At 42.7% G+C, this 18,636-nt stretch carries 20 protein-coding genes; 9 read left to right on the top strand and 11 right to left on the bottom strand.

What is annotated here, in order from left to right; translation table 11 throughout:
* Positions 1 to 243 precede the first annotated feature (243 nt).
* Positions 244 to 1,314, top strand: coding sequence for a tyrosine-protein phosphatase (locus ACYPWY_RS14125; protein WP_459686192.1), 1,071 nt, complete (start codon positions 244 to 246; stop codon positions 1,312 to 1,314).
* Between the two features lie 17 nt (positions 1,315 to 1,331).
* On the opposite strand, the gene ACYPWY_RS14120 is transcribed toward ACYPWY_RS14125, so the two are convergent.
* Complete coding sequence (locus ACYPWY_RS14120) at positions 1,332 to 2,114, bottom strand: helix-turn-helix domain-containing protein (RefSeq protein ID WP_459686191.1); 783 nt, start codon at positions 2,112 to 2,114, stop codon at positions 1,332 to 1,334.
* Positions 2,115 to 2,431: 317 nt separating this feature from the next.
* Between ACYPWY_RS14120 and ACYPWY_RS14115 the strand changes: the two genes are divergently transcribed.
* Positions 2,432 to 3,055, top strand: coding sequence for a hypothetical protein (locus ACYPWY_RS14115; protein ID WP_459686190.1), 624 nt, complete (start codon positions 2,432 to 2,434; stop codon positions 3,053 to 3,055).
* Between the two features lie 101 nt (positions 3,056 to 3,156).
* Here ACYPWY_RS14115 and ACYPWY_RS14110 read toward each other — a convergent pair whose 3' ends face one another.
* The 4 genes from ACYPWY_RS14110 to ACYPWY_RS14095 form a co-directional block, all read right to left on the bottom strand.
* The gene (locus ACYPWY_RS14110; RefSeq protein WP_459686189.1) at positions 3,157 to 5,250 is read right to left on the bottom strand and encodes a putative porin; all 2,094 of its coding nucleotides are present in this window, start codon (positions 5,248 to 5,250) and stop codon (positions 3,157 to 3,159) included.
* A gap of 58 nt (positions 5,251 to 5,308) precedes the next feature.
* Positions 5,309 to 5,809 (bottom strand): dihydrofolate reductase, encoded by a 501-nt coding sequence (locus tag ACYPWY_RS14105; RefSeq protein ID WP_459686188.1) that lies wholly within the window; start codon positions 5,807 to 5,809, stop codon positions 5,309 to 5,311.
* Positions 5,810 to 5,993: 184 nt separating this feature from the next.
* Positions 5,994 to 6,779 carry a nucleoside triphosphate pyrophosphohydrolase gene (gene mazG / locus ACYPWY_RS14100; RefSeq protein WP_459686187.1) on the bottom strand — a complete coding sequence of 262 codons (786 nt, stop codon included), beginning with the start codon at positions 6,777 to 6,779 and terminating at the stop codon, positions 5,994 to 5,996.
* Positions 6,776 to 8,785 carry a protein-disulfide reductase DsbD family protein gene (locus ACYPWY_RS14095; protein ID WP_459686186.1) on the bottom strand — a complete coding sequence of 670 codons (2,010 nt, stop codon included), beginning with the start codon at positions 8,783 to 8,785 and terminating at the stop codon, positions 6,776 to 6,778. The genes mazG and ACYPWY_RS14095 overlap by 4 nt, the downstream gene beginning before the upstream one ends.
* A gap of 460 nt (positions 8,786 to 9,245) precedes the next feature.
* Here ACYPWY_RS14095 and ACYPWY_RS14090 point away from each other — a divergent pair, with 460 nt between their 5' ends.
* The gene (locus ACYPWY_RS14090; RefSeq protein ID WP_459686185.1) at positions 9,246 to 9,836 is read left to right on the top strand and encodes an RNA polymerase sigma factor; all 591 of its coding nucleotides are present in this window, start codon (positions 9,246 to 9,248) and stop codon (positions 9,834 to 9,836) included.
* A gap of 38 nt (positions 9,837 to 9,874) precedes the next feature.
* Here ACYPWY_RS14090 and ACYPWY_RS14085 read toward each other — a convergent pair whose 3' ends face one another.
* The 4 genes from ACYPWY_RS14085 to ACYPWY_RS14070 are packed head-to-tail and all read right to left on the bottom strand — an operon-like array spanning position 9,875 to position 12,361.
* A complete protein-coding gene (locus ACYPWY_RS14085; RefSeq protein WP_459686184.1) occupies positions 9,875 to 10,078 on the bottom strand; it encodes a hypothetical protein in 204 nt (67 codons plus the stop codon).
* 29 nt (positions 10,079 to 10,107) lie between these two features.
* Entirely contained in the window at positions 10,108 to 11,016 is a 909-nt protein-coding gene (locus tag ACYPWY_RS14080) for a glycosyltransferase family 2 protein (protein ID WP_459686183.1), read from the bottom strand.
* Complete coding sequence (locus tag ACYPWY_RS14075; RefSeq protein WP_459686182.1) at positions 11,013 to 11,552, bottom strand: RsmD family RNA methyltransferase; 540 nt, start codon at positions 11,550 to 11,552, stop codon at positions 11,013 to 11,015. Before ACYPWY_RS14075 ends, ACYPWY_RS14080 begins: the two co-directional genes overlap by 4 nt.
* Entirely contained in the window at positions 11,549 to 12,361 is an 813-nt protein-coding gene (locus ACYPWY_RS14070; protein WP_459686181.1) for a DUF3822 family protein, read from the bottom strand. Before ACYPWY_RS14070 ends, ACYPWY_RS14075 begins: the two co-directional genes overlap by 4 nt.
* Positions 12,362 to 12,443: 82 nt before the next feature.
* On the opposite strand from ACYPWY_RS14070, the gene ACYPWY_RS14065 reads away from it, so the two are divergent.
* Positions 12,444 to 13,862, top strand: a complete 1,419-nt coding sequence (locus tag ACYPWY_RS14065; protein WP_459686180.1) for an ATP-dependent DNA helicase — start codon at positions 12,444 to 12,446, stop codon at positions 13,860 to 13,862.
* 5 nt (positions 13,863 to 13,867) lie between these two features.
* On the opposite strand, the gene ACYPWY_RS14060 is transcribed toward ACYPWY_RS14065, so the two are convergent.
* Positions 13,868 to 14,143 (bottom strand): hypothetical protein, encoded by a 276-nt coding sequence (locus tag ACYPWY_RS14060; RefSeq protein WP_459686179.1) that lies wholly within the window; start codon positions 14,141 to 14,143, stop codon positions 13,868 to 13,870.
* A 212-nt stretch (positions 14,144 to 14,355) separates the two neighbouring features.
* On the opposite strand from ACYPWY_RS14060, the gene mnmE reads away from it, so the two are divergent.
* From mnmE to ACYPWY_RS14035, 5 genes are all read left to right on the top strand, one after another.
* Entirely contained in the window at positions 14,356 to 15,747 is a 1,392-nt protein-coding gene (mnmE, locus tag ACYPWY_RS14055) for a tRNA uridine-5-carboxymethylaminomethyl(34) synthesis GTPase MnmE (protein ID WP_459686178.1), read from the top strand.
* 204 nt (positions 15,748 to 15,951) lie between these two features.
* A complete protein-coding gene (locus ACYPWY_RS14050; RefSeq protein ID WP_459686177.1) occupies positions 15,952 to 17,124 on the top strand; it encodes a phage integrase SAM-like domain-containing protein in 1,173 nt (390 codons plus the stop codon).
* An 11-nt stretch (positions 17,125 to 17,135) separates the two neighbouring features.
* A complete protein-coding gene (locus ACYPWY_RS14045) occupies positions 17,136 to 17,507 on the top strand; it encodes a hypothetical protein (protein WP_459686176.1) in 372 nt (123 codons plus the stop codon).
* Positions 17,494 to 17,763, top strand: a complete 270-nt coding sequence (locus ACYPWY_RS14040) for a hypothetical protein (RefSeq protein ID WP_459686175.1) — start codon at positions 17,494 to 17,496, stop codon at positions 17,761 to 17,763. Before ACYPWY_RS14045 ends, ACYPWY_RS14040 begins: the two co-directional genes overlap by 14 nt.
* A gap of 145 nt (positions 17,764 to 17,908) precedes the next feature.
* Entirely contained in the window at positions 17,909 to 18,514 is a 606-nt protein-coding gene (locus tag ACYPWY_RS14035) for a hypothetical protein (protein ID WP_459686174.1), read from the top strand.
* A 12-nt stretch (positions 18,515 to 18,526) separates the two neighbouring features.
* On the opposite strand, the gene ACYPWY_RS14030 is transcribed toward ACYPWY_RS14035, so the two are convergent.
* A partial coding sequence (locus ACYPWY_RS14030) for a transposase domain-containing protein (protein WP_459686193.1) occupies positions 18,527 to 18,636 on the bottom strand: 110 nt, incomplete at its 5' end.

Raw genomic sequence — 18,636 nt, 5'->3', positions numbered from 1 at the left:
GCCTGACGGACAGCACGGTATCCTAAGCCCCGCATGGGGCGACACTTGATAGCGTGTCCAAGTGTCGTCCCTGCAGGACTAAGCTGCTTTGCGAAAATCTGCGTAATCTGCGTAATTTGCGTTCTCTTGTGTCGGGCGGGCGAACATATATTACCCCTATTTTTCACTTTTTATTTTTAGTTTTTAATTTTTAATTATTCATGTTCCATTTTTTATATACCTTTGAATCAAAGACTTTAAACAATGGACAAAACTCTGAAATCAGGCCTTATTGGTTGCATCTTTTCTACTTTGTTATTTTGTAATTGTTCGGATAACACAAGCATATCTTTCTCGTGCGAGAAGGACAGGATGAATGATTATATCCTTAAATGGGAGGTTTTTCCCGAAAAGAATGATGCCCAAATAGATATATTTTGCTCGGATAACGACAGCCTGTTTCCGAGAGAACCCTTGGTACGCAAGCCCTTGAACGATTATGTGGCTATTATTGAGTCTCAGGATGACGCTTTTCGAAATTTCTTTAAGCTTAAGGTTGGGAAAACATCCTCGGGCATAATCACCAACAGGCGTTTCGAAATGGATAGTGTTCAGAATTTGAGGGACTTGGGGGGATATTTTACGAGCGACAACCACCAGGTGCGCTGGGGAAAGATATACCGGTCGGGAACTTTGGCGCGAATTACCGGGAACGATAATAATACGCTCCAATCTCTTCATATCAAAACAGTTATAGATTTCAGGGATACCAGTCAGGTGAAAAATATTTCCGATTCTTATGCTGCCGTCAATCGCATAAATATACCTATAAATGCCTGTAGTTTCAACCCCGGTATTAAAAGGCGGATTATCGAAGGTTCGTTCCTTAAAGGGGATGCCATCATCCACACGCAGGATTGTTACCGCGATATTATAGAGCATTATCCGCAGCAGTACAGCCGGTTTTTTGATGTGTTGTGCGACGAGAGCAACTACCCTGTTCTGTTTCATTGCGAATTGGGAAAAGACCGCACCGGTCTGGCCGCATATTTCCTGCTCAAAGCCCTTGATATTCCGACCGATGTTGTGGAGGAAGATTTTCTGCTCTCGAACGAAGGCATCGACAAATTCCGCATGATTAAGGGCGAAGAAGAATTGTCGGAAAAGACGCAGGAAGCTATGACGATGATTTTTAAAGCCGATGTGTCGCAACTGCGCTACGCTATTTATTGTATGAAAAAGAAAAGCGGATCGGTTGAAGAATACATGACAAAAGAGCTGAACCTCACCCACCGGAAAAAGGACAAGCTTAAAAGCATTTTATTGTATAACTAACTGCCTTAAAGAAGCGCTCAGAAGCTATTCGACTGCTTGGCGACAATGTTGCACAGTTGGCGCACATTGCTCAGCGGCAGGCAAAAATCGGCGTATTCGGGCGATGGGTTTAGCGAGTGGCATACAATTTCGCCGTGTTCTTCGTCGTGTTCAACGATTTGTTTGCAAACAATGGCCTTGTCCAATACAATTATCCAGAACGGATATTCGTCGTTGAGCAGTTGTCCGTGCCAGTTTTCCCCTTCCAGTTCACGGGCAAGAACGATGTCTTTGTCGCAGATGCTTCGCCGGCTGTCGTCGTCCATACTGTCGCCTTTGATTTCGAATGCAAAATAGTGTCCTGCCTTTATTTCATCGACTATAAAATCGGCGGCGCCCAGTTTGTTCAAAAAACCGCTGTCGTGGAGCTTTGTCAGGTGCTTTTCGTAAGCCCTGATGGGGACGAGCGGCACGCGTATATGAAACTTCCCGTTGGGCATTTCGGAGTACTGCAAGCTGTCCCGCAGGATGAAATACGGCTCTTCGGGCGCTGAGACGGCGCTTGTTGGGCTGTCGGGCGTTCCGTAAGCTTCGGCTTTCAGCATGTTTCCTTTGCCTTTTATCAGCCAATCGAGCGAATATTGTGTATAGGCGTTTATTATCTTGTTCAGGTTATCGAAACTGGGATTGGTTTCTTTCTTAAACATCGAATCCAGGGTATATTTCGATATGCCTGTTATTCTGGAGAATGTTTCCACCGAAATGTTCTCGTTGCGGATTATCTCTCTAATTCGTTCAATGATAGTTGTTTCTGTCTGCATATTGTTTATAACGATTCTAAATTAGTGTATATACACTAATTTTAACGACTTTATATTTTGTTATGTAGTGTAAATACACTATTTTTGTTCCGGTAATTTTCTGTTTGCAAATTTACCTCAATTATTTGATAGTACAAATATTATAGTGAAAATATTTATACTATTATGAGATATTTAACTTTTGCGGCTGAAATGTATATGCATTATAATTGTGCTTTTACACTAATTATAAGCTAGTTGAAATACACTACATCAAATTTATCTATATAAGTAAAGAAAGTAACGAAAATCATTAACACACATAAAAACCTATAATTATGAAATTAGGAAATACAGCAGGAAAAAACAAGGGCAAAAAGTATCTTAAAATCACAGGAAAAGAGGAGATTACAGCCGAAAATCAGGCAAAGGCCGACCATTTCAAGCACTGGTTCGGCGAGAATTATACGCGTCTCCGCCACGAATTGATACAGAAAGATACCTTTGACGAGGATATACTCAACGAAACTTTTCTCCGTATATACGATAAAATTATTTTTGGCGGATTGCTTGTCCTGGATTATAAAGCCTACTTTCACCGGGCGTTTTTCACTAACTTCATGCAGGAAACGATCAACCTCTCGAAAGGATTTATGGCCTCAATAGATGGTTTCGATACCATAGACGATTCCGACTCCGATTCGGAACTGATTCGCACCAAGATGCAACTCGAATCGGACATCCTGAATTATGTTTATACCAATTATCCCGTCCGCGATTTCGAGTTATTCAAAATGTATGTCAGCCTGAAACCGGCCATCAATTACGCCGAACTATCGAAGATAACCAGCATTTCGCAAAGCCGCATCAGCGAAACAATCTTCAAAATACGCCGCGATATTTGCAAAGAAAATGTGTTCGTAGCCCGCCGCCAATCGGTTGTAAGGGGTTTTGTGGGGTAAGCCACCCCCTCTCCATCTGTCATTGCGGGTCGGAGCCCGCAATGACAGATGGAGAGGGGGGCGTATCGAATACGCCCGCAATATATTTATGTTTGTCGTATTTAATCGCTAAAATCCCAGGAAATCCCCATTTTCATAACCATGGGATTGACCGGATAATGGGGGAGGGAGAAGTAGTTGGGTTCGCCAATGTCTTTGGCTACATTATACATCATGATAAAAAAGCGCGACTTCTTCAGGTGCAGATTCAAATAGGCTGTCGATAGCGGAAAGCCGCCTGTTTTTGTATTTTGCTGATTATAAAACTGTAACAAGGACGGATCGTAGCCCGATGCATAATATTTGGTGTGGAATTGGGCATCTACGCCCAGTTGAAGCGTGAGCACCTTGGCCAGTTTTGTCAGCAGATATATATTGCTGTAAACGCTTAGCTGAGGCAATGGAAGCGCTTCTTTCTCGCTGCTTATCTGATAAGCTACCCGGTTGTCCCAGTGGAAGATACCGGCTTTCAGCCTTTGTTCGGCCTGCAATGCTATTACCTGAAGGTTTTGGCTTTCCTGTGCAATCGTCTTGTTCCGGTCGTAATAGATGAAGTTTTGTATATTTTCGATCGCTCCAGTCAGTTTTGTGCCGGTTTGGGGAATTGTAATTTCGCCGCTTGCAAAAACCCTTCGGGTATCGTTCAGGTCTTTGTTCCAGTAAGTGTATTTGGTTCTCAGGTTGTTCTGGAAAAACTCGGGCCTTATGTTTTTGATGTATCCGCTGAGTTTCACCGAGGCATCTTTTCCCGCAAATTTTATGGTGGTGGTGGCGTCTCCCATCAACCGGAACTCGCCTATATCGGATCCCAGCAGGGCCAGGTCGGCCTTCAGGTTGTAGCGCAGGAAACGGCCTTTTTGTTTGGTCAACATTCCTCCTATGACTGTTGAATTTTGATTTTTAAAGTCAACAACCATTGGCATCAATTCCGGCCCGTTTGCGGTTGTTCTCACCACCATCGGCAGGGAAAACTTCCTGAAATCCTGTTCGATAAATGCGGTTAGTCCAAATTTCACCCATTCTTTGAACCCTTCATTCAACGAAATGGCAAAGGTGTTTTTGAGCGACCAGTAGGCCATTTGATCGCTTGCCGGATTGTTCCCTATATCATTGGAGTAGAATATATTGAGCCTGTCTTCGAGTTCGTTGTATCCCAGGAAAATATCTGTTTCGGTATAGTTTTGGTTAATAGCCCTTTCGTCTCGTGATGCAAAACGGCGTTGCTGGTCTTCGTATTGCGTAGTCAGAGTGAAGCTGGCGACCGGAATAAAATCCTTTTTTTCATCGCTTTCTTCCCCCTCTTCATATCCCAGATTGTACCGGTTGCTGATAAATAACTGGCGTCCTTTCAACCTGTTCCACAGATGATAAACGTTTACCGGTATTTCCTTTGAGTCGCCCTTGAATTCGTTTACGGCATTGGGGTCGGTGATATATTGGTCGTTTTGGATACCTCCGTTTTCGGAATTGTTGTAATTGTTGTTTCGTGCAAAAGCGTGCATCTGGTAACGGCCGGAAACGTAGCTGGCATAAAAATCGTAGGTAATTTGCTTATTGGCCAAATACGAGTAAAATCCCCGCGAATAAACGTAATCCAAATCGAAACCGATGTTCAGCTTTTTTCCGAAGTTGGAGGACAGTTGCGCATTGAAGCGTTCTTCGCTGTTTATTTTACTCCCTGCCGTTTGGTAAAAAATATTGGAGTACGGAATTTTTGTATTCAGAAAGCGCTGTTTTGCAGCCGTCCGTTGGTAATACCCAAATGCATCGAGGAAAGGGAACAACGAGCCCTCCTCCCTGTCGAAAAACAGTTTCGATTGTGCAGGCGATCCCAGGTTGCCCAAGTAAGACATGGCAAGACTTTGCCCGTCCATCAGGCTTTGCCGGTGAAAATTCAACAGCGAATCGTCCAGATTTACATAAATGCGGTCGCCCGAACGCGGGTCTATTTTCCAGGCATACATGTCGGGTAAAGGGATTGAATCTCTTTTCGCCACACGCCGCGATACCGAAGCCGAGTCATTCCTGATGATGGGAATTTGGTCGCTTACAATATCAATACTATCCGTATCGGGTATAAATACAGGCTCTTGCGCTTTTATTCCGGGTAAAAACGTAGCGATTAATATAAGCAGGAGATACAAGCTTTTTTTCATTGCCGCAAACTTACAAAAAAAAACAATTGGCTAATGAGCAAATGAGTAAATTAGCTAATTATTTTCCGCTTCTCCGCTTATACAGTATAAAAGTGTGAGCGTATTCATTTTTTTCGTCTGCCCCATGGTTGTCCTCGGTTACTTCCTCCCATTCGGAGGGCTCGATAACGGGGAAATGGGTGTCAACATCTTCAAACTTGTGATGAATGATGGTAACGTATAGCTTGTCGGCCACAGGGAATACATCCCTGTAAACCGAGCCGCCTCCGATAACGAATACTTCACGGTCATCTTTGCAGGCATCGAATGCATCCTCCAGCGAAGTAAGTACTTCTACCCCTTCTATCTGGAGCGATTTGTTGCGGGTGATGACAATATTCCGGCGTTTGGGCAACGCACCGTTTGGCAACGACTCAAAAGTTTTTCGCCCCATTATCACTGTATGTCCTTGCGTGATGGTCTTGAAATTCTTTAAATCGTTCGACAGGTGGCAGAGCAACTTGTTAGCTTTGCCGATTGCATGGTTTTCGTCAATAGCGACAACGATTGATTTAGTCATTTTATTTGTGTTTTAAAATGTATTTTATTCTAATTTTTATCTCCCCCCCAAAAAAACCTGTCATTCTGCACTTGATGCGGAATCTCCTGACAATATAAAATCATTTGATTATCAGTAGATTGTGGGTCGTATCCCGCAATGACAAGCTCAATTTTTCCCTACACAGCCTCTAAGACTGAGTTGTTTATAACCCTTTCTTCTTTGCTTCGTTCCAAAGTACATCCATTTCGGCAAGACTCATTTCTTTCAGTTTTTTCCCTGCTTTTACGGCTTCCTGCTCCACATAATTGAAGCGCTTGATGAAACGCTGATTGGTGCGCTCAAGTGCATTGTCGGGATTAACTTTGTAGAGGCGCGCCGCATTGATGAGGGCGAAAAACAAATCGCCAAATTCCGATTCCATCCGGTTGGCATCCAATTTGTCAATCTCTACCCGAAGTTCTTTGAATTCTTCTTCTACTTTTTCCCACACATCTTCTTTCTGTTCCCAATCGAATCCGGCATTGCGGGCCTTATCCTGTATGCGATGCGCCTTGGCTATGGACGGCAAGGAGGATGGTACGCCCTCGAGCACGGTTTTGTTTCCGCCTTTTTCCTTCAATTTCAGTTGCTCCCACGAGCGTTCCACTTCTCCGGCTGTATTGGCAACGTCATCGCCAAACACGTGCGGATGGCGGAATATCAATTTATCGCAGAGCGAATAACATACATCGGCTATATCGAAGCTTTCGTTTTCTTCCCCTATTTTTGCATAGAACACCACGTGGAGCAAAACATCGCCCAGTTCTTTTTTTATTTCCTGATTGTCGTTTTTTATAATCGCCTCGCACAGCTCATACACCTCTTCGATAGTGTTTGTGCGCAGACTTTCGTTGGTCTGTTTAGCGTCCCAGGGGCATTTTACCCGCAACTCGTCCATAACGTCGAGTAATCGCCCGAAAGCCTCCAGTTTTTGTTCTTTGGTCTTCATTTTTTATAATTGTTCAATCCTTTTTTCAAAAAAGCAATGTATTTATCCACATTTTCGTTGTATGCATAAGATGCCCCAATGGGTTTCCCCCAGTAGTCGAGGGTTACATAATAGGGCTGGGAACTTGTGCCGAATTTGTGGCGTTGGAGGTAGCTCCATTTGTCGCCGATGGTTTTCAGCTTCACTTTTGCCCCATTTTCTTCCACCTCAGTCACTTCGGGCAGTTTCGTTTTATCGTCCACCATCAGCGTGATAAGTACATAATCGTTTTCCAGCAGGTCTTTTACGCGCGGGTCGGTCCATACTGCCGCTTCCATTTTCCGGCAATTTGTGCAGGTATATCCCGAGAAGTCGATGAAAACCGGCTTGTTATTTTTGCGGGCGTATTCCATGCCGGTTTCGTAATCGTCGAATTGGGCGCGAACTTCGTCCTTATATAAATTGAAATCCTGCGTGTAGAGCGGCGGAACAAATGCACCGGTAATTTTCAGAGGGGCGCCCCACAATCCGGGGACTAAATAAACGGCAAAACTCAAGGGGGCGACAGCCAGCAGCAACCGGACAGCCGACACGTGTTTTACCTCGCTGTCGTGTGCAAATTTTATTTTTCCCAACAAGTAGAAGCCCAGCAAACCGAAAATGACAATCCATAATGAGAGGAATACTTCGCGGTCGAGGATGTGCCAATGGTAGGCCAAATCGGCTGCCGATAAGAACTTTAAGGCCAATGCCAGTTCGAGGAAGCCCAGAACGACTTTCACCGAATTGAGCCAGCCGCCCGATTTGGGCAAACTGTTGAGCGCCGCCGGAAATACGGCAAAAATGCCAAACGGAATGGCCATGCCCAAGGCAAAACCGGCCATGCCAATAGCAGGAGCGACTACCGAACCTGTACCGGCAGCTTCAACCAACAAGGTGCCAATCAAGGGGCCGGTACACGAAAACGAGACCAGCGCCAAGGTAAACGCCATGAAAAAAATACCGGGAAATCCGCCGGAAGTATCGGCTTTGCTGTCGAGCATGGTTGTCCACGATGAGGGTAATGTTAGTTCAAATGCGCCGAGAAACGAGAGGCCGAACACCACCAGCAATGCAAAAAACAGCAGATTGAAAGCATAATGACTGGCCATTTCGTTCAGTGCACTCGCGCCGAACAAAGCAGTAATCAATAGCCCCAAGGCCAGGTATATGATAATGATAGCCAAGCCGTAAGTAAATGCTTCGCCGATGGCTTTCGATTTCTTCTGTTTATTTCGTTTCAGGAAAAAGCTGACAGTCAACGGAATCATTGGCCACACGCAAGGGGTAATCAAGGCGATTAACCCACCCAGAAAGCCGAGACCGAAAATAACGAGCAAGGACATATCCACAACGCTCTCTTCCCCGGCGTAAGCTTTTAGTTCCTCCATAACAGGCTTCCACAAGTCAATATTTGTTGCCCGAATAGTTGTAATTTGTGTGGTTGTATCCACAACAGGAAGGACTTCAACCGGATTTTCTTTTTGGGGAGAGGTTACCGTATTGCTGGCCGGAATAGTCAGCGATGCGGGCAAATCCGATGCCGAAAAACTGAAATCAACGGGTAGTGGAGGGGTGCACTCCTTGTCGTTACAGGCCTGCGCACGCACGTCGCCTTTCAGCGAAAAGCCCGCTTTATCGGTAATCTTAAATCGTTGAGCAAACGTCGCCTGCTTGTCGTAATACCCGACATCCATGCCGAATATTTTGTCAAACTCCTTATGCAGATCCGAGTTGATGGCTTTGAAGCCACCGGTAACCTTTGCCCCTTTCAGTTCGTCAATCGTCAGTTCTGTTGCGAAAGGGCCTCCTTCGGCTATATCAGTGTCGTATAAATGCCAGCCCGGATCAATCTGCGCACGACACTGCAATTCTATTTCGCCATTGCCTTTGTCCACCAACCCCATTTGCCAGGCGACCGGTGATGCCGTAAGCTTACAGCAAAACAAAACAGCGAACAGAATCAATACTATCTTAATTGTTCTCATACCTTTTTGCTAAGATTGAAAAAACAAAGTTAGCAAAAAATAGGTTTAAAGTTCAAAATTCAAGGTTTAAAGTTCAAAGTTCAAGGTAGGGGGTTGTGTCAAAAGTCTGTCATTCCGCACTTGATGCGGAATTGGAGCGTAGCGTAAATCGACCTGAGTCAATCTCCCGAGTAAATGTGCTGTGATTGTCAGGAGATTGCGAGTCGGATTCCGCAATGACAAGCTTGGAAATAAGGCTTATGAGACAGCCCCGTCTGGTTTTTTAATTCTCAATTCTCCATTCTCAACTCTCAATTTTACGCAGTAACCGCCTTTTTTATGCTTTTGCAACGATTTAACAGTAAAAAAATTGCATATCTGCGAAAAAAACCATTTATTTGCATACTTAACATGATTATAAACTTTAATAACATCTTGCCTATAGGATATAACATTACACTCTAACTATAAATAAAAGGTAATGGATATATTGAAAAAAATGACTGATGAAGAATTAGTTGTTTCTTATTACGAAGGTAACAGCGCAGCTTTTGACTGTTTGCTCGAACGCCATAACAGCAATCTTTTTAATTATATATACTTCATAGTCAAGAATAAAGAACTGACAGAGGACATCTTTCAGGAGACCTTTATTAAGGCTATTGTGATGATACAGCAAGGGCGTTATACCGAAACCGGAAAGTTCAGGGCATGGATTACCCGAATAGCCCACAACCTGATTATTGACCATTTCAGGCAGAAAAAGAACGAAAATACGATTTCCAACGACAACATTGCAGGCGATTTGCTCAACAATGCTTCGTTTTGCGAAAGCACAATAGAAGATATACTTGTGCAAGACCAAATTATGACCGATGTTCAGAAGTTGATCAAACAATTGCCCGAAAATCAACGCAAAGTGCTTGAAATGCGCTATTATCAGGATTTAAGTTTCAAAGAAATATCGGAAATAACAGGCGTCAGCATCAATACAGCCCTCGGCAGGATGCGGTATGCCATTCTGAACATGCGAAAGCTGGCTGAGGAAAACAAGATGATATTGACTTTATGAGAGACAGGGGGAACGCAAGGGCGAACGCATGAAAAATTTTACGGCTTATGCCTTTCGGTAAAGTTACTGATATGAGCAGGAGATCCCTCCCTTTGGTCGGAATGACTGTCTCCTTTTTGGGAGAGAGGATGAGGAAGCGGCGGCTTCGCCGCCGCTTCCTCATCCCTTAAACCTCTAATAGGCGAGTCATTCCGACCAAAGAGAGGAATCTCATTCGTAACAGTGGCGCCAAATTTTTTCATGCGTTTGCCCTGCAGGGGAACGTAAAATCTTATTTTTTCTGCAACTCTCGTCTCAAGTTGCACAAGTAGCCCAATTTATAAAGATCGAGAATAAACAGGTGGGGCTTTTTCCCGCGTAAATCTTTGAGCATCAATTTTCGTCCTGCTTTGTAGAAAACGGACAGGGGAAATGATAGCTTCCAGAATGCTATTTTTTGTTCCGCAGCCAATAATCTTACTTCGGACGTAAAATCGTGTTTGTGGCCTATCCGGGCTTGTATCTCTACCAGATTCCGAATGCTATGTTCGGTTTTTTGCATAAAAATATCCAGCGAATCAAGTCCGGTATGCAGCAAGGGATTATTAATATGCACTATCTCTATATTGTGTTCCGTAAGGTTTATTCCGAATAAGGTATCTTCGTGCCCATAACCTTTCAGATTTTCATCAAAAAAATTTTTCTCGAATATTTCTTTATCAATGAGAAAGTTGAAGGTATGAAAATTTTTATTCGGCGTTAAAGCCCTGATTTCTGCGCTTTCTTCTTCGCGTGAAATGCCATAACGCCAATTCAAATAATATTCGGGAGCGGGGCATTCGTCATAATTTTTTATTCCGCCGTAACAAACAATGCCCGGATGACAATAAGGCTGGTATTTTTGCAGAAAATCGGGCGTGCAGACAAGGGCATCGCAATCAATGAATATCAAATACCTGAATCGCGCATCCTTGGCCAATAAGTTACGAATGGCCGAACGTCCGATATTTTTGGAGAGTTCCTTGTAGCGGATATTTGGAAGCGTAGATAAACCGGAATTTATTTCCTTATAGTGCCCATCCGACTTATCGTCATAAAGCAATACTTCGTAGTCAACGGCAAGTTTCGTGGCCTGAACGGTTAATTCATGCACAAGTTTTCTCACATCGCCATTGTATATCGGGATACAGATTGATATCATTCCTCGTTTATAAAGATACTAAAATTCACGTTTCCATAGTTTCTCTTCTCCCTGAATAACGGAAGGTCTGAAAAATTATTGTTCTTGGAATGCTCCATCACAAAAATCCCGCCTTTGTTAAGCAATCCTTTTTCGATGACCAAGCGCGGAACATCGGCCAAGAATTTGAGGTCGTATGGCGGATCGGCAAATATAATATCAAACTTTTCTTTGCAAAACTCCACATACCTGAATACATCCGAATTGTAAACGGTCAGTTCATTGGCTTTCAACCCGGCTTTCATTTTTCCGATAAAAGCATAATTGAGCGGATCTTTTTCGACGCACATCACCCGCGAACAACCGCGCGAAACAAACTCGAGGCTGATGCTGCCTGTTCCGCCAAACAAATCGAGGGCGTGTTTCTCTTCCCAGTCAATCAGGTTATTCAGCACGTTAAACAAATTTTCTTTTGCAAAATCGGTTGTGGGACGCGCCTTGAATGTTTTAGGAAGATCGAATCGCCTGCCCTTGTATTTTCCGCTGATAATTCTCATTTGGTCAAAATTAATAAATCGAGGGGTATATGCTGTACCTTTTCGCCAAAATCGACCAGCGGATCATACAATCCGATGTTTTTGATAGATTTTATGTAGTTTTTCAGCGTTTCTTCAATCTGACTGTCGGGGTAATAGCCGAACACAATCAGTTGGTCGTCCAGCTGATTGAAGCTCGATTTCTCCCATATACTGAGCAGGTAGAAAATAATATCCTGATGATGCTCCTTATAATAAGTGTGTGCAAAAAGAATATTGTTGCCGGCATCAAAACAATTCAGGTCAACAAAGTCTTCATGAAAATAAACCGACATGGTGTTTCCATTAAAAGGAGCTGCTTTTTCTCTGAAATAATTAATCTGCAATCCGTTATGATGAAAAAAGGAAGGATTGCAGAGGCTTCTCTTCAGGAATAGGCGAAGTTCGTCGTCGATGCCGAAGATGAGTTTACAGCCCTCTATCGGGTATTCGCTGGTAAGTATATAATCCGTATCTTTACCGTGCGTAAAGTCGTAAAAGGTTTTTACATGCTGTTTCTCGTAAAAAGCGCCGGGCAAGAGTTCGTAATCGGGATAGGCAAAAACAACATTCGTTTGCCGGTAATTCTCCGTCAAGAAATTGAAATCGAAAATAATGCGCTGGATGTTATTCAACAGACTTATTTCTTTCGAGAATTCCGTTTCCTGAAAACAAAAAACAGTCTTATCGTTGGGGTCATAAATCAAGAACGAGAACCCATCCGGTTTGATGCGGATAGATAAAACATATTTTTCGGGTTTTCCCAAGTCAATATTGTCGGGTAGAAACATAATTTGCGTTTTATTTGGATACAAATTTAGAAAAGATATTTTTATACACTATTTTTATGAGCCAAAAACAAAGGAAAAAAGAATGATTGAGGATTTTTTTATCGAGAAAGTTAAGCAATATTTCGGATTTGAACCCACTAGCGGACAGTTAGCGGTACTTTCCCGCATCGGCGGATTTCTTTTTTCTAAAAATGCCGACAGCCTGTTTTTGCTGAAAGGCTATGCCGGAACAGGTAAATCGACCCTTATCGGCGCACTGGTGAAGACGATGGACGAATTTAAGCAGAAAACGGTTCTGCTGGCTCCCACCGGACGAGCCGCCAAAGTATTTTCCGGCTATTCCAGTCATCCGGCTTTTACGATTCACAAAAAAATATACCGTCAGCAGCGTTTTTCGCACGAGCAGTCGGGTTTTGCACCCATCGACAACCTGCACAAAGATACCCTCTTTATTGTTGACGAAGCCTCGATGATTAGCAACGACGGCCTCGATTCGTCCATGTTCGGTTCGGGCAGGTTGCTCGACGATTTGATTCACTATGTGTATTCGGGCGAAAATTGCCGCTTGATGCTCATTGGCGATTCGGCTCAGCTTCCACCCGTGGGACAGGAATACAGTCCCGCTCTTCAAACTGCTGTTTTGCAAGGCCTTGGATTGGAAGTTCAGGAAGAGACCATGACCCAGATTGTACGCCAAGCCGAGGATTCGGGTATTTTATTCAATGCCACGCAAATGCGGAAGGCGCTTGCCGGAAACCAGACGGATGTTTTCCCGAAAATAAAATTCAAAGGCTTTGCCGACATCATAAATCTGTCGGGCGAGGAACTGATAGACGAAATAACCACTTCGTACGACAGGGTAGGGATGGAAGACACCATTGTTATTTCCCGCTCCAACAAGCGTTCCACCATTTACAACAACGGCATCCGCAACCGGATTTTGTATCGCGAAGAAGAACTGTCGGGCGGCGATATGCTGATGGTAACAAAAAACAACTACTATTGGACGGAAAAAATTGAACAACTCGATTTTCTGGCCAACGGCGAGCTGCTGGAAGTGCTGCGGGTGAGGAAAACAATCGAACTCTACGGCTTCCGGTTTTGCGATGTCCTCGTAAAGCATCCCGATTACGACATTGAGCTGGAAGTGAAAATACTGCTCGATACGCTCCACAGCGATGTGGCAGGATTGACAAAAGAAAAATCAGACGAGTTGTTTTTCAATATTCTGGAAGATTACGCCGACATTACGACTAAGGCCGGAAAAATGCGGAAACTGAAAACCGACCCCTTTTACAATGCCGTTCAGGTGAAATACGGCTATGCCATCACCTGCCACAAAGCACAGGGCGGCGAATGGAAAAATGTGTTTCTGGACATTGGCTACATCACCGAAGAACATCTGGGCGCCAATTTCTACCGCTGGCTATACACCGCCTTCACACGCGCCTCGCAGAAACTGTATCTGGTTAATTTGCCGGAGGAGTTTGTTGGCGGGTAGAGGGATTATTTGCTGGAGTAACCGGCAAATAAAATATTTAGCAAAATAGTAGCCAGAATTTTACTGCTTATATATCTTTCGGTAAAGTTTCTGATATGAGCAGAAGATTCCTCCCTTTGGTACCAATGACGGTCTCCTTTTTGGGAGAGGGGATGAGGAAGTGGCGGCTTCGCCGCCACTTCCTCATCCCTTAAACCACTAACAGGCGAGTCATTCCGACCAAAGGGAGGAATCCCATCCGTAACAGTAGTACTAACCTGAGTTCCGTTTAAGAAAATCAATAAAAAATTTGGTAAGTAAGCGATAATTTTGTATCTTTGTACCGTTAAAGGTATAGCAAGTTTCTGAACTGACAAAATCTTTTGCAAGAAAATAAGTTAATTACACAGAGCCACTTGGCTACTTCTACCTACTCTCCCACACATAAAATTATTTTTCAGCAAATTGAAAAATAAAAACTCGTACCTTTGCAACTAATGTTATTCATCACATTATGCAACATTCGGATATTATTGCTGCCATATCTACGCCTGCGGGGGTAGGGGGAATTGCCGTCGTGCGCCTGTCGGGAAAAGGCGCTATTGCCCTTGTCGATAAGGTTTTTGTATCGTCGGCGGGGAAAAAACTGGAGAATCAACCGGCCAACACCATTCATTTTGGCCGTATTTGTTCGGCAGGGACTACACTCGACGAGGCGCTGGTCAGCCTGTTCCGCGCCCCGCATTCGTTTACGGGCGAGGATAGCGTGGAAATCTCCTGTCATGGTTCGCTTTATATACAACAAAATGTGCTTCAACTACTTATACAGCAGGGAGCGAGGCTGGCCCGCGCCGGTGAATTTACGCAACGGGCGTTCCTGAACGGTAAAATGGATTTGTCGCAGGCCGAATCGGTGGCCGACCTCATCGCATCTACTTCGGCGGCAACACATCGCCTGGCAATGAACCAGATGAGAGGCGGATTCAGCAACAAACTGGTAGAATTGCGCACCGATTTGCTGAATTTTGCGTCGCTAATAGAACTGGAACTGGATTTTTCGGAAGAAGACGTAGAATTTGCCAACCGCGACAACCTGCATCAAGCGGTAGAACGCATCGAAAGCCTGATAAAAGGGCTGGCCGATTCTTTTTCGGTGGGCAATGTCCTGAAAACCGGAATTCCCGTAGCCATTATCGGTGAAACTAACGCCGGAAAATCGACCTTGCTGAATGTATTGTTGCACGAAGACAAAGCCATTGTTTCCGACATCCACGGCACAACCCGCGATGCAATAGAAGATACGATAGTCATTGGGGGCATAACGTTCCGGCTGGTGGATACGGCAGGCATAAGGGATACCCTCGACCAGATCGAAACGATTGGCATTGAGCGGACGTTCAAGAAAATGGAACAGGCCGACATCATCCTGTGGCTCGTGGACATTCAGGCCTCCGATGAACATATCCTGGAACTGGCAAAAAAGATTCTGCCTAAAGCAGCAGGCAAAAAACTGATACTCGTATTCAATAAAACCGACTCCATTTCGTCCGACCGGCAGGAAAGAAAGAAGCTGCTGCTTAAAGATGAGATAGATAACCGCGTATTTATTTCGGCCAAGTATGACCAAAACACAGCTCAACTGGAGCAGTTGCTGGTAGAAGCCGCCAATATCCCCGAAATAGGCGAACAAAACATAATTGTAACCAACATCCGCCACTACGAAGCCCTGCAAAAAGCCCTGCAAGCCATACAGCGCGTATCCGAAGGTCTAAACAACAACATCTCAGGCGATTTCCTGTCGCAAGACATCCGCGAATGTATGCACTACCTGGGCGAAATCACCGGACAAATATCCACCGACGAAATATTGGGGAATATATTTGGGAAGTTTTGTGTGGGAAAGTGAAGCCCTATTTTCAAACAGAAAACAAGTGCCAAAAAACAGGCAAGAAAAAGACAATATAAGTATTGTATTACAGTAATTTGATGAGATAGCAGACATTTGATTGATGTTTGCTATCTTTTCTTTTGTTTGGCTTGTTTTTGTTACTTTTTTGTTGTTACTTTGTTACTCGTTAGCATCACAGTAACAAAAGTAACAAATCTGTTTATGAAAGCAGTTAAACAAAAACCCCAATCAAAGGCGCAAAAAGAACCGGTAAGACTTAGAGAAAAGGATTTGACTAACGGCAATAAAAGCCTATATCTTGATATTTATCGGGATGGCAAGCGGACTTATGAGTTTTTGAAACTCTATTTAATTAAAGCCACAACCCCAATAGAAAAGGAGCAAAACAAACAAACATTAGCCACAGCGCAAGCCATTAAAGCAAAACGGCAAATTGAGATACAAAATGGTGAATACGGTTTTACTTCTCAATTCAAAATAGATACTCCGTTTTTGGATTATTATAGAAAGATGTGTGAAGATAGGCACGGCGATAAAGAAAGTCGTGGTAATTGGGGCAATTGGTATAGTTGCTTAAAACATTTAGAGCGATATTGTTCAGAAAAAACCACGTTTAAAGATATTACAGCCGATTGGATAGAGGGTTTTAAGGATTATTTGGACAACGTTGCCAAAGATGCTTACAAAAGAAAAAACAACGATTTAGCAGAAGCAAAACCCCTATCTCAAAACTCCAAAGTATCATACTTTAATAAACTAAGAGCTTGTATAAATCAAGCCTTTGATGATAGAATAGTACCTATTAATCCATTGCGGGGTGTTGAGGGCTTTAAGCAAGCGGAAACGGAAAGAACCTATCTAACATTAGATGAGGTCAAAAAATTAGCTAAAACGGATTGTAAATATCCGGTTTTGAAACGTGCTTTTTTATTTAGTTGCTTGACCGGATTAAGAAAAAGCGACATTGAAAAAATGGTTTGGGGTGAAGTGCAAAAGTTTGGCGATTTTACCCGGATAACGTTCAAGCAAAAGAAAACAGGCAATCAAGAATATTTGGATATAAACCCACAAGCGGAAATTTATTTAGGAGAACCAAGAAAAAGCATAGACAGGGTGTTTGTAGGTTTTAGATACAATTCACAAACCTTATTAGAGTTACGCCGATGGTGTATGTTAGCCGGAATAACCAAAGATGTAACCTTTCACGCCGGGCGACATACGTTTGCAGTAATGATGTTGGATTTAGGGGCTGAAATTTACACCGTTTCAAAACTATTAGGACACAAGGAACTAAAAACGACACAAATTTACGCCAAAGTATTGGATAAAAAGAAACAAGATGCGGTGAATCTTATCCCAAGTATAAATGACTAAAAGAGAATGATATGAAACTTAAATCATACAAGAAATTTGGATTTGATGAAGAAATGCAGTCATACAAGTATCGTTTTGTTTTTGAAAACGGAGATGGAACGACTGAATTTTTATTTTACATTTCCAAAGAAAAAGAAGATGATTTTGTTTTTGATGAAACAAATATAGAGTTACAAAACAAATACAACGAAGTTAGAGATTGGGCAGCGGGATTAAAAAAACAAATGGACAAAGCCCGCCAAAAGTGGCGCGACCTTGAACGGAACGACCCAGAAGAATACCGGCGGCGTGTGGCGGCTATGCAACCGATTATTGACCGTTATAACTCTGAATTTGGAATAGCCGATGACGAAACAGAAGATGATGAGTATGAAAGATTATAGTATGTACCGATATTTCAAAGGAGAAAAAGAAAACCCCTTTGAAAAATTGCTGAACAAAGCTGAAATTGACAAGTCCAATTTGCCACCGCCGGAATGTATGAAATATGAATACAATTTATCAGAGAATGAAGCAAGAAGACTGCAAAATTCTAAAATGTTTTGGTTTTATGAATCGGCGTTTGAAACTCTTTTTAATCGGGAAACAAACGCTTATTGGCACAATCATTTTAATTTTTATGTACAAGAAAAGTATTAAGAGGAAAAGAGGATGAAAAGCCGACAGAAAGCAATAAAGCAACTGTTTTTGATATATGGTTGAATGATTATCTATTTGTAGATAAATTGGGTGTTGAATACGGTGGTAATAATTGGTACAAAAAAGAATATTACAAAAATTCATTATGAACACGACACCAAAAACAGATAGTTGTATCAGGATGTTGAGTGAAGCACAAATTGTTTTCAGTCCCTTGCATTACTCTGATACAGGGTATTTTGATAAAAATAAGATTTTAGACTATCAAGAACGTGTGAAAACTATGCTTGATTATAGACTAATGCCGTTTTGTGAAATATCAATGCCGATAGATGCCGATAAGGAGGGATTGGAAACGTTTCTATTCAAGAACAAAATCAATATAAACAATATTGATAATCTATATTATGCAATGAAACATTATCCATTAGTAACCGCCAATGATTTAAAAAATGAATTTTGGGGTGTTTGCCCAAATTTGGAAAGCATACCTAAATATTTAGATGTTATGCTTGTGAAATTTGATGATGTGAATTGCGGTTATGAAACAGATATAAACGCACTAAAAGAGCAATATAGTGGGCTAAATGAATGCGTTAAAGCCGGAACAATAAACGAGAAAGAAGCCGATATTATATTTTTGAATATACATTTTATTGCAGAAAGATATAATTTGATAATGGCTTGTATTAGGGGTGTTTACAAAGAATTTAGAAAAATGACAACCCCTGAAAAATCGGATACAAAGTAAGCATTCGGCAATCTACCCTTGCGGATTTTTTTCCGCCCAGTTCATAGGGAGCAAATCGGCTAGTTCGTTTACTTTGTGTTCATTGATACGATTCAGGACATCGGTCAACCATTCTGTCGGAT

The sequence above is a fragment of the Viscerimonas tarda genome, from assembly GCF_054601255.1.
This window is presented reverse-complemented; position numbering and strand designations above follow the sequence as displayed.

Excerpts from the sequence above, each read along its gene's own strand:
- ACYPWY_RS14070 (WP_459686181.1), bottom strand. The coding sequence starts at position 12,361 with ATGTTTCTACCCGACAATATTGACTTGGGAAAACCCGAAAAATATGTT.
- ACYPWY_RS14040 (WP_459686175.1), top strand. The coding sequence starts at position 17,494 with ATGAAAGATTATAGTATGTACCGATATTTCAAAGGAGAAAAAGAAAAC.
- ACYPWY_RS14095 (WP_459686186.1), bottom strand. The coding sequence starts at position 8,785 with ATGAGAACAATTAAGATAGTATTGATTCTGTTCGCTGTTTTGTTTTGC.
- ACYPWY_RS14105 (WP_459686188.1), bottom strand. The coding sequence starts at position 5,809 with ATGACTAAATCAATCGTTGTCGCTATTGACGAAAACCATGCAATCGGC.
- ACYPWY_RS14085 (WP_459686184.1), bottom strand. The coding sequence starts at position 10,078 with ATGAAAAAATTTGGCGCCACTGTTACGAATGAGATTCCTCTCTTTGGT.
- ACYPWY_RS14045 (WP_459686176.1), top strand. The coding sequence starts at position 17,136 with ATGAAACTTAAATCATACAAGAAATTTGGATTTGATGAAGAAATGCAG.
- ACYPWY_RS14115 (WP_459686190.1), top strand. The coding sequence starts at position 2,432 with ATGAAATTAGGAAATACAGCAGGAAAAAACAAGGGCAAAAAGTATCTT.
- ACYPWY_RS14120 (WP_459686191.1), bottom strand. The coding sequence starts at position 2,114 with ATGCAGACAGAAACAACTATCATTGAACGAATTAGAGAGATAATCCGC.
- mazG (WP_459686187.1), bottom strand. The coding sequence starts at position 6,779 with ATGAAGACCAAAGAACAAAAACTGGAGGCTTTCGGGCGATTACTCGAC.
- ACYPWY_RS14035 (WP_459686174.1), top strand. The coding sequence starts at position 17,909 with ATGAACACGACACCAAAAACAGATAGTTGTATCAGGATGTTGAGTGAA.
- ACYPWY_RS14080 (WP_459686183.1), bottom strand. The coding sequence starts at position 11,016 with ATGATATCAATCTGTATCCCGATATACAATGGCGATGTGAGAAAACTT.
- ACYPWY_RS14075 (WP_459686182.1), bottom strand. The coding sequence starts at position 11,552 with ATGAGAATTATCAGCGGAAAATACAAGGGCAGGCGATTCGATCTTCCT.
- ACYPWY_RS14110 (WP_459686189.1), bottom strand. The coding sequence starts at position 5,250 with ATGAAAAAAAGCTTGTATCTCCTGCTTATATTAATCGCTACGTTTTTA.
- ACYPWY_RS14090 (WP_459686185.1), top strand. The coding sequence starts at position 9,246 with ATGGATATATTGAAAAAAATGACTGATGAAGAATTAGTTGTTTCTTAT.
- ACYPWY_RS14065 (WP_459686180.1), top strand. The coding sequence starts at position 12,444 with ATGATTGAGGATTTTTTTATCGAGAAAGTTAAGCAATATTTCGGATTT.
- ACYPWY_RS14125 (WP_459686192.1), top strand. The coding sequence starts at position 244 with ATGGACAAAACTCTGAAATCAGGCCTTATTGGTTGCATCTTTTCTACT.
- ACYPWY_RS14050 (WP_459686177.1), top strand. The coding sequence starts at position 15,952 with ATGAAAGCAGTTAAACAAAAACCCCAATCAAAGGCGCAAAAAGAACCG.
- mnmE (WP_459686178.1), top strand. The coding sequence starts at position 14,356 with ATGCAACATTCGGATATTATTGCTGCCATATCTACGCCTGCGGGGGTA.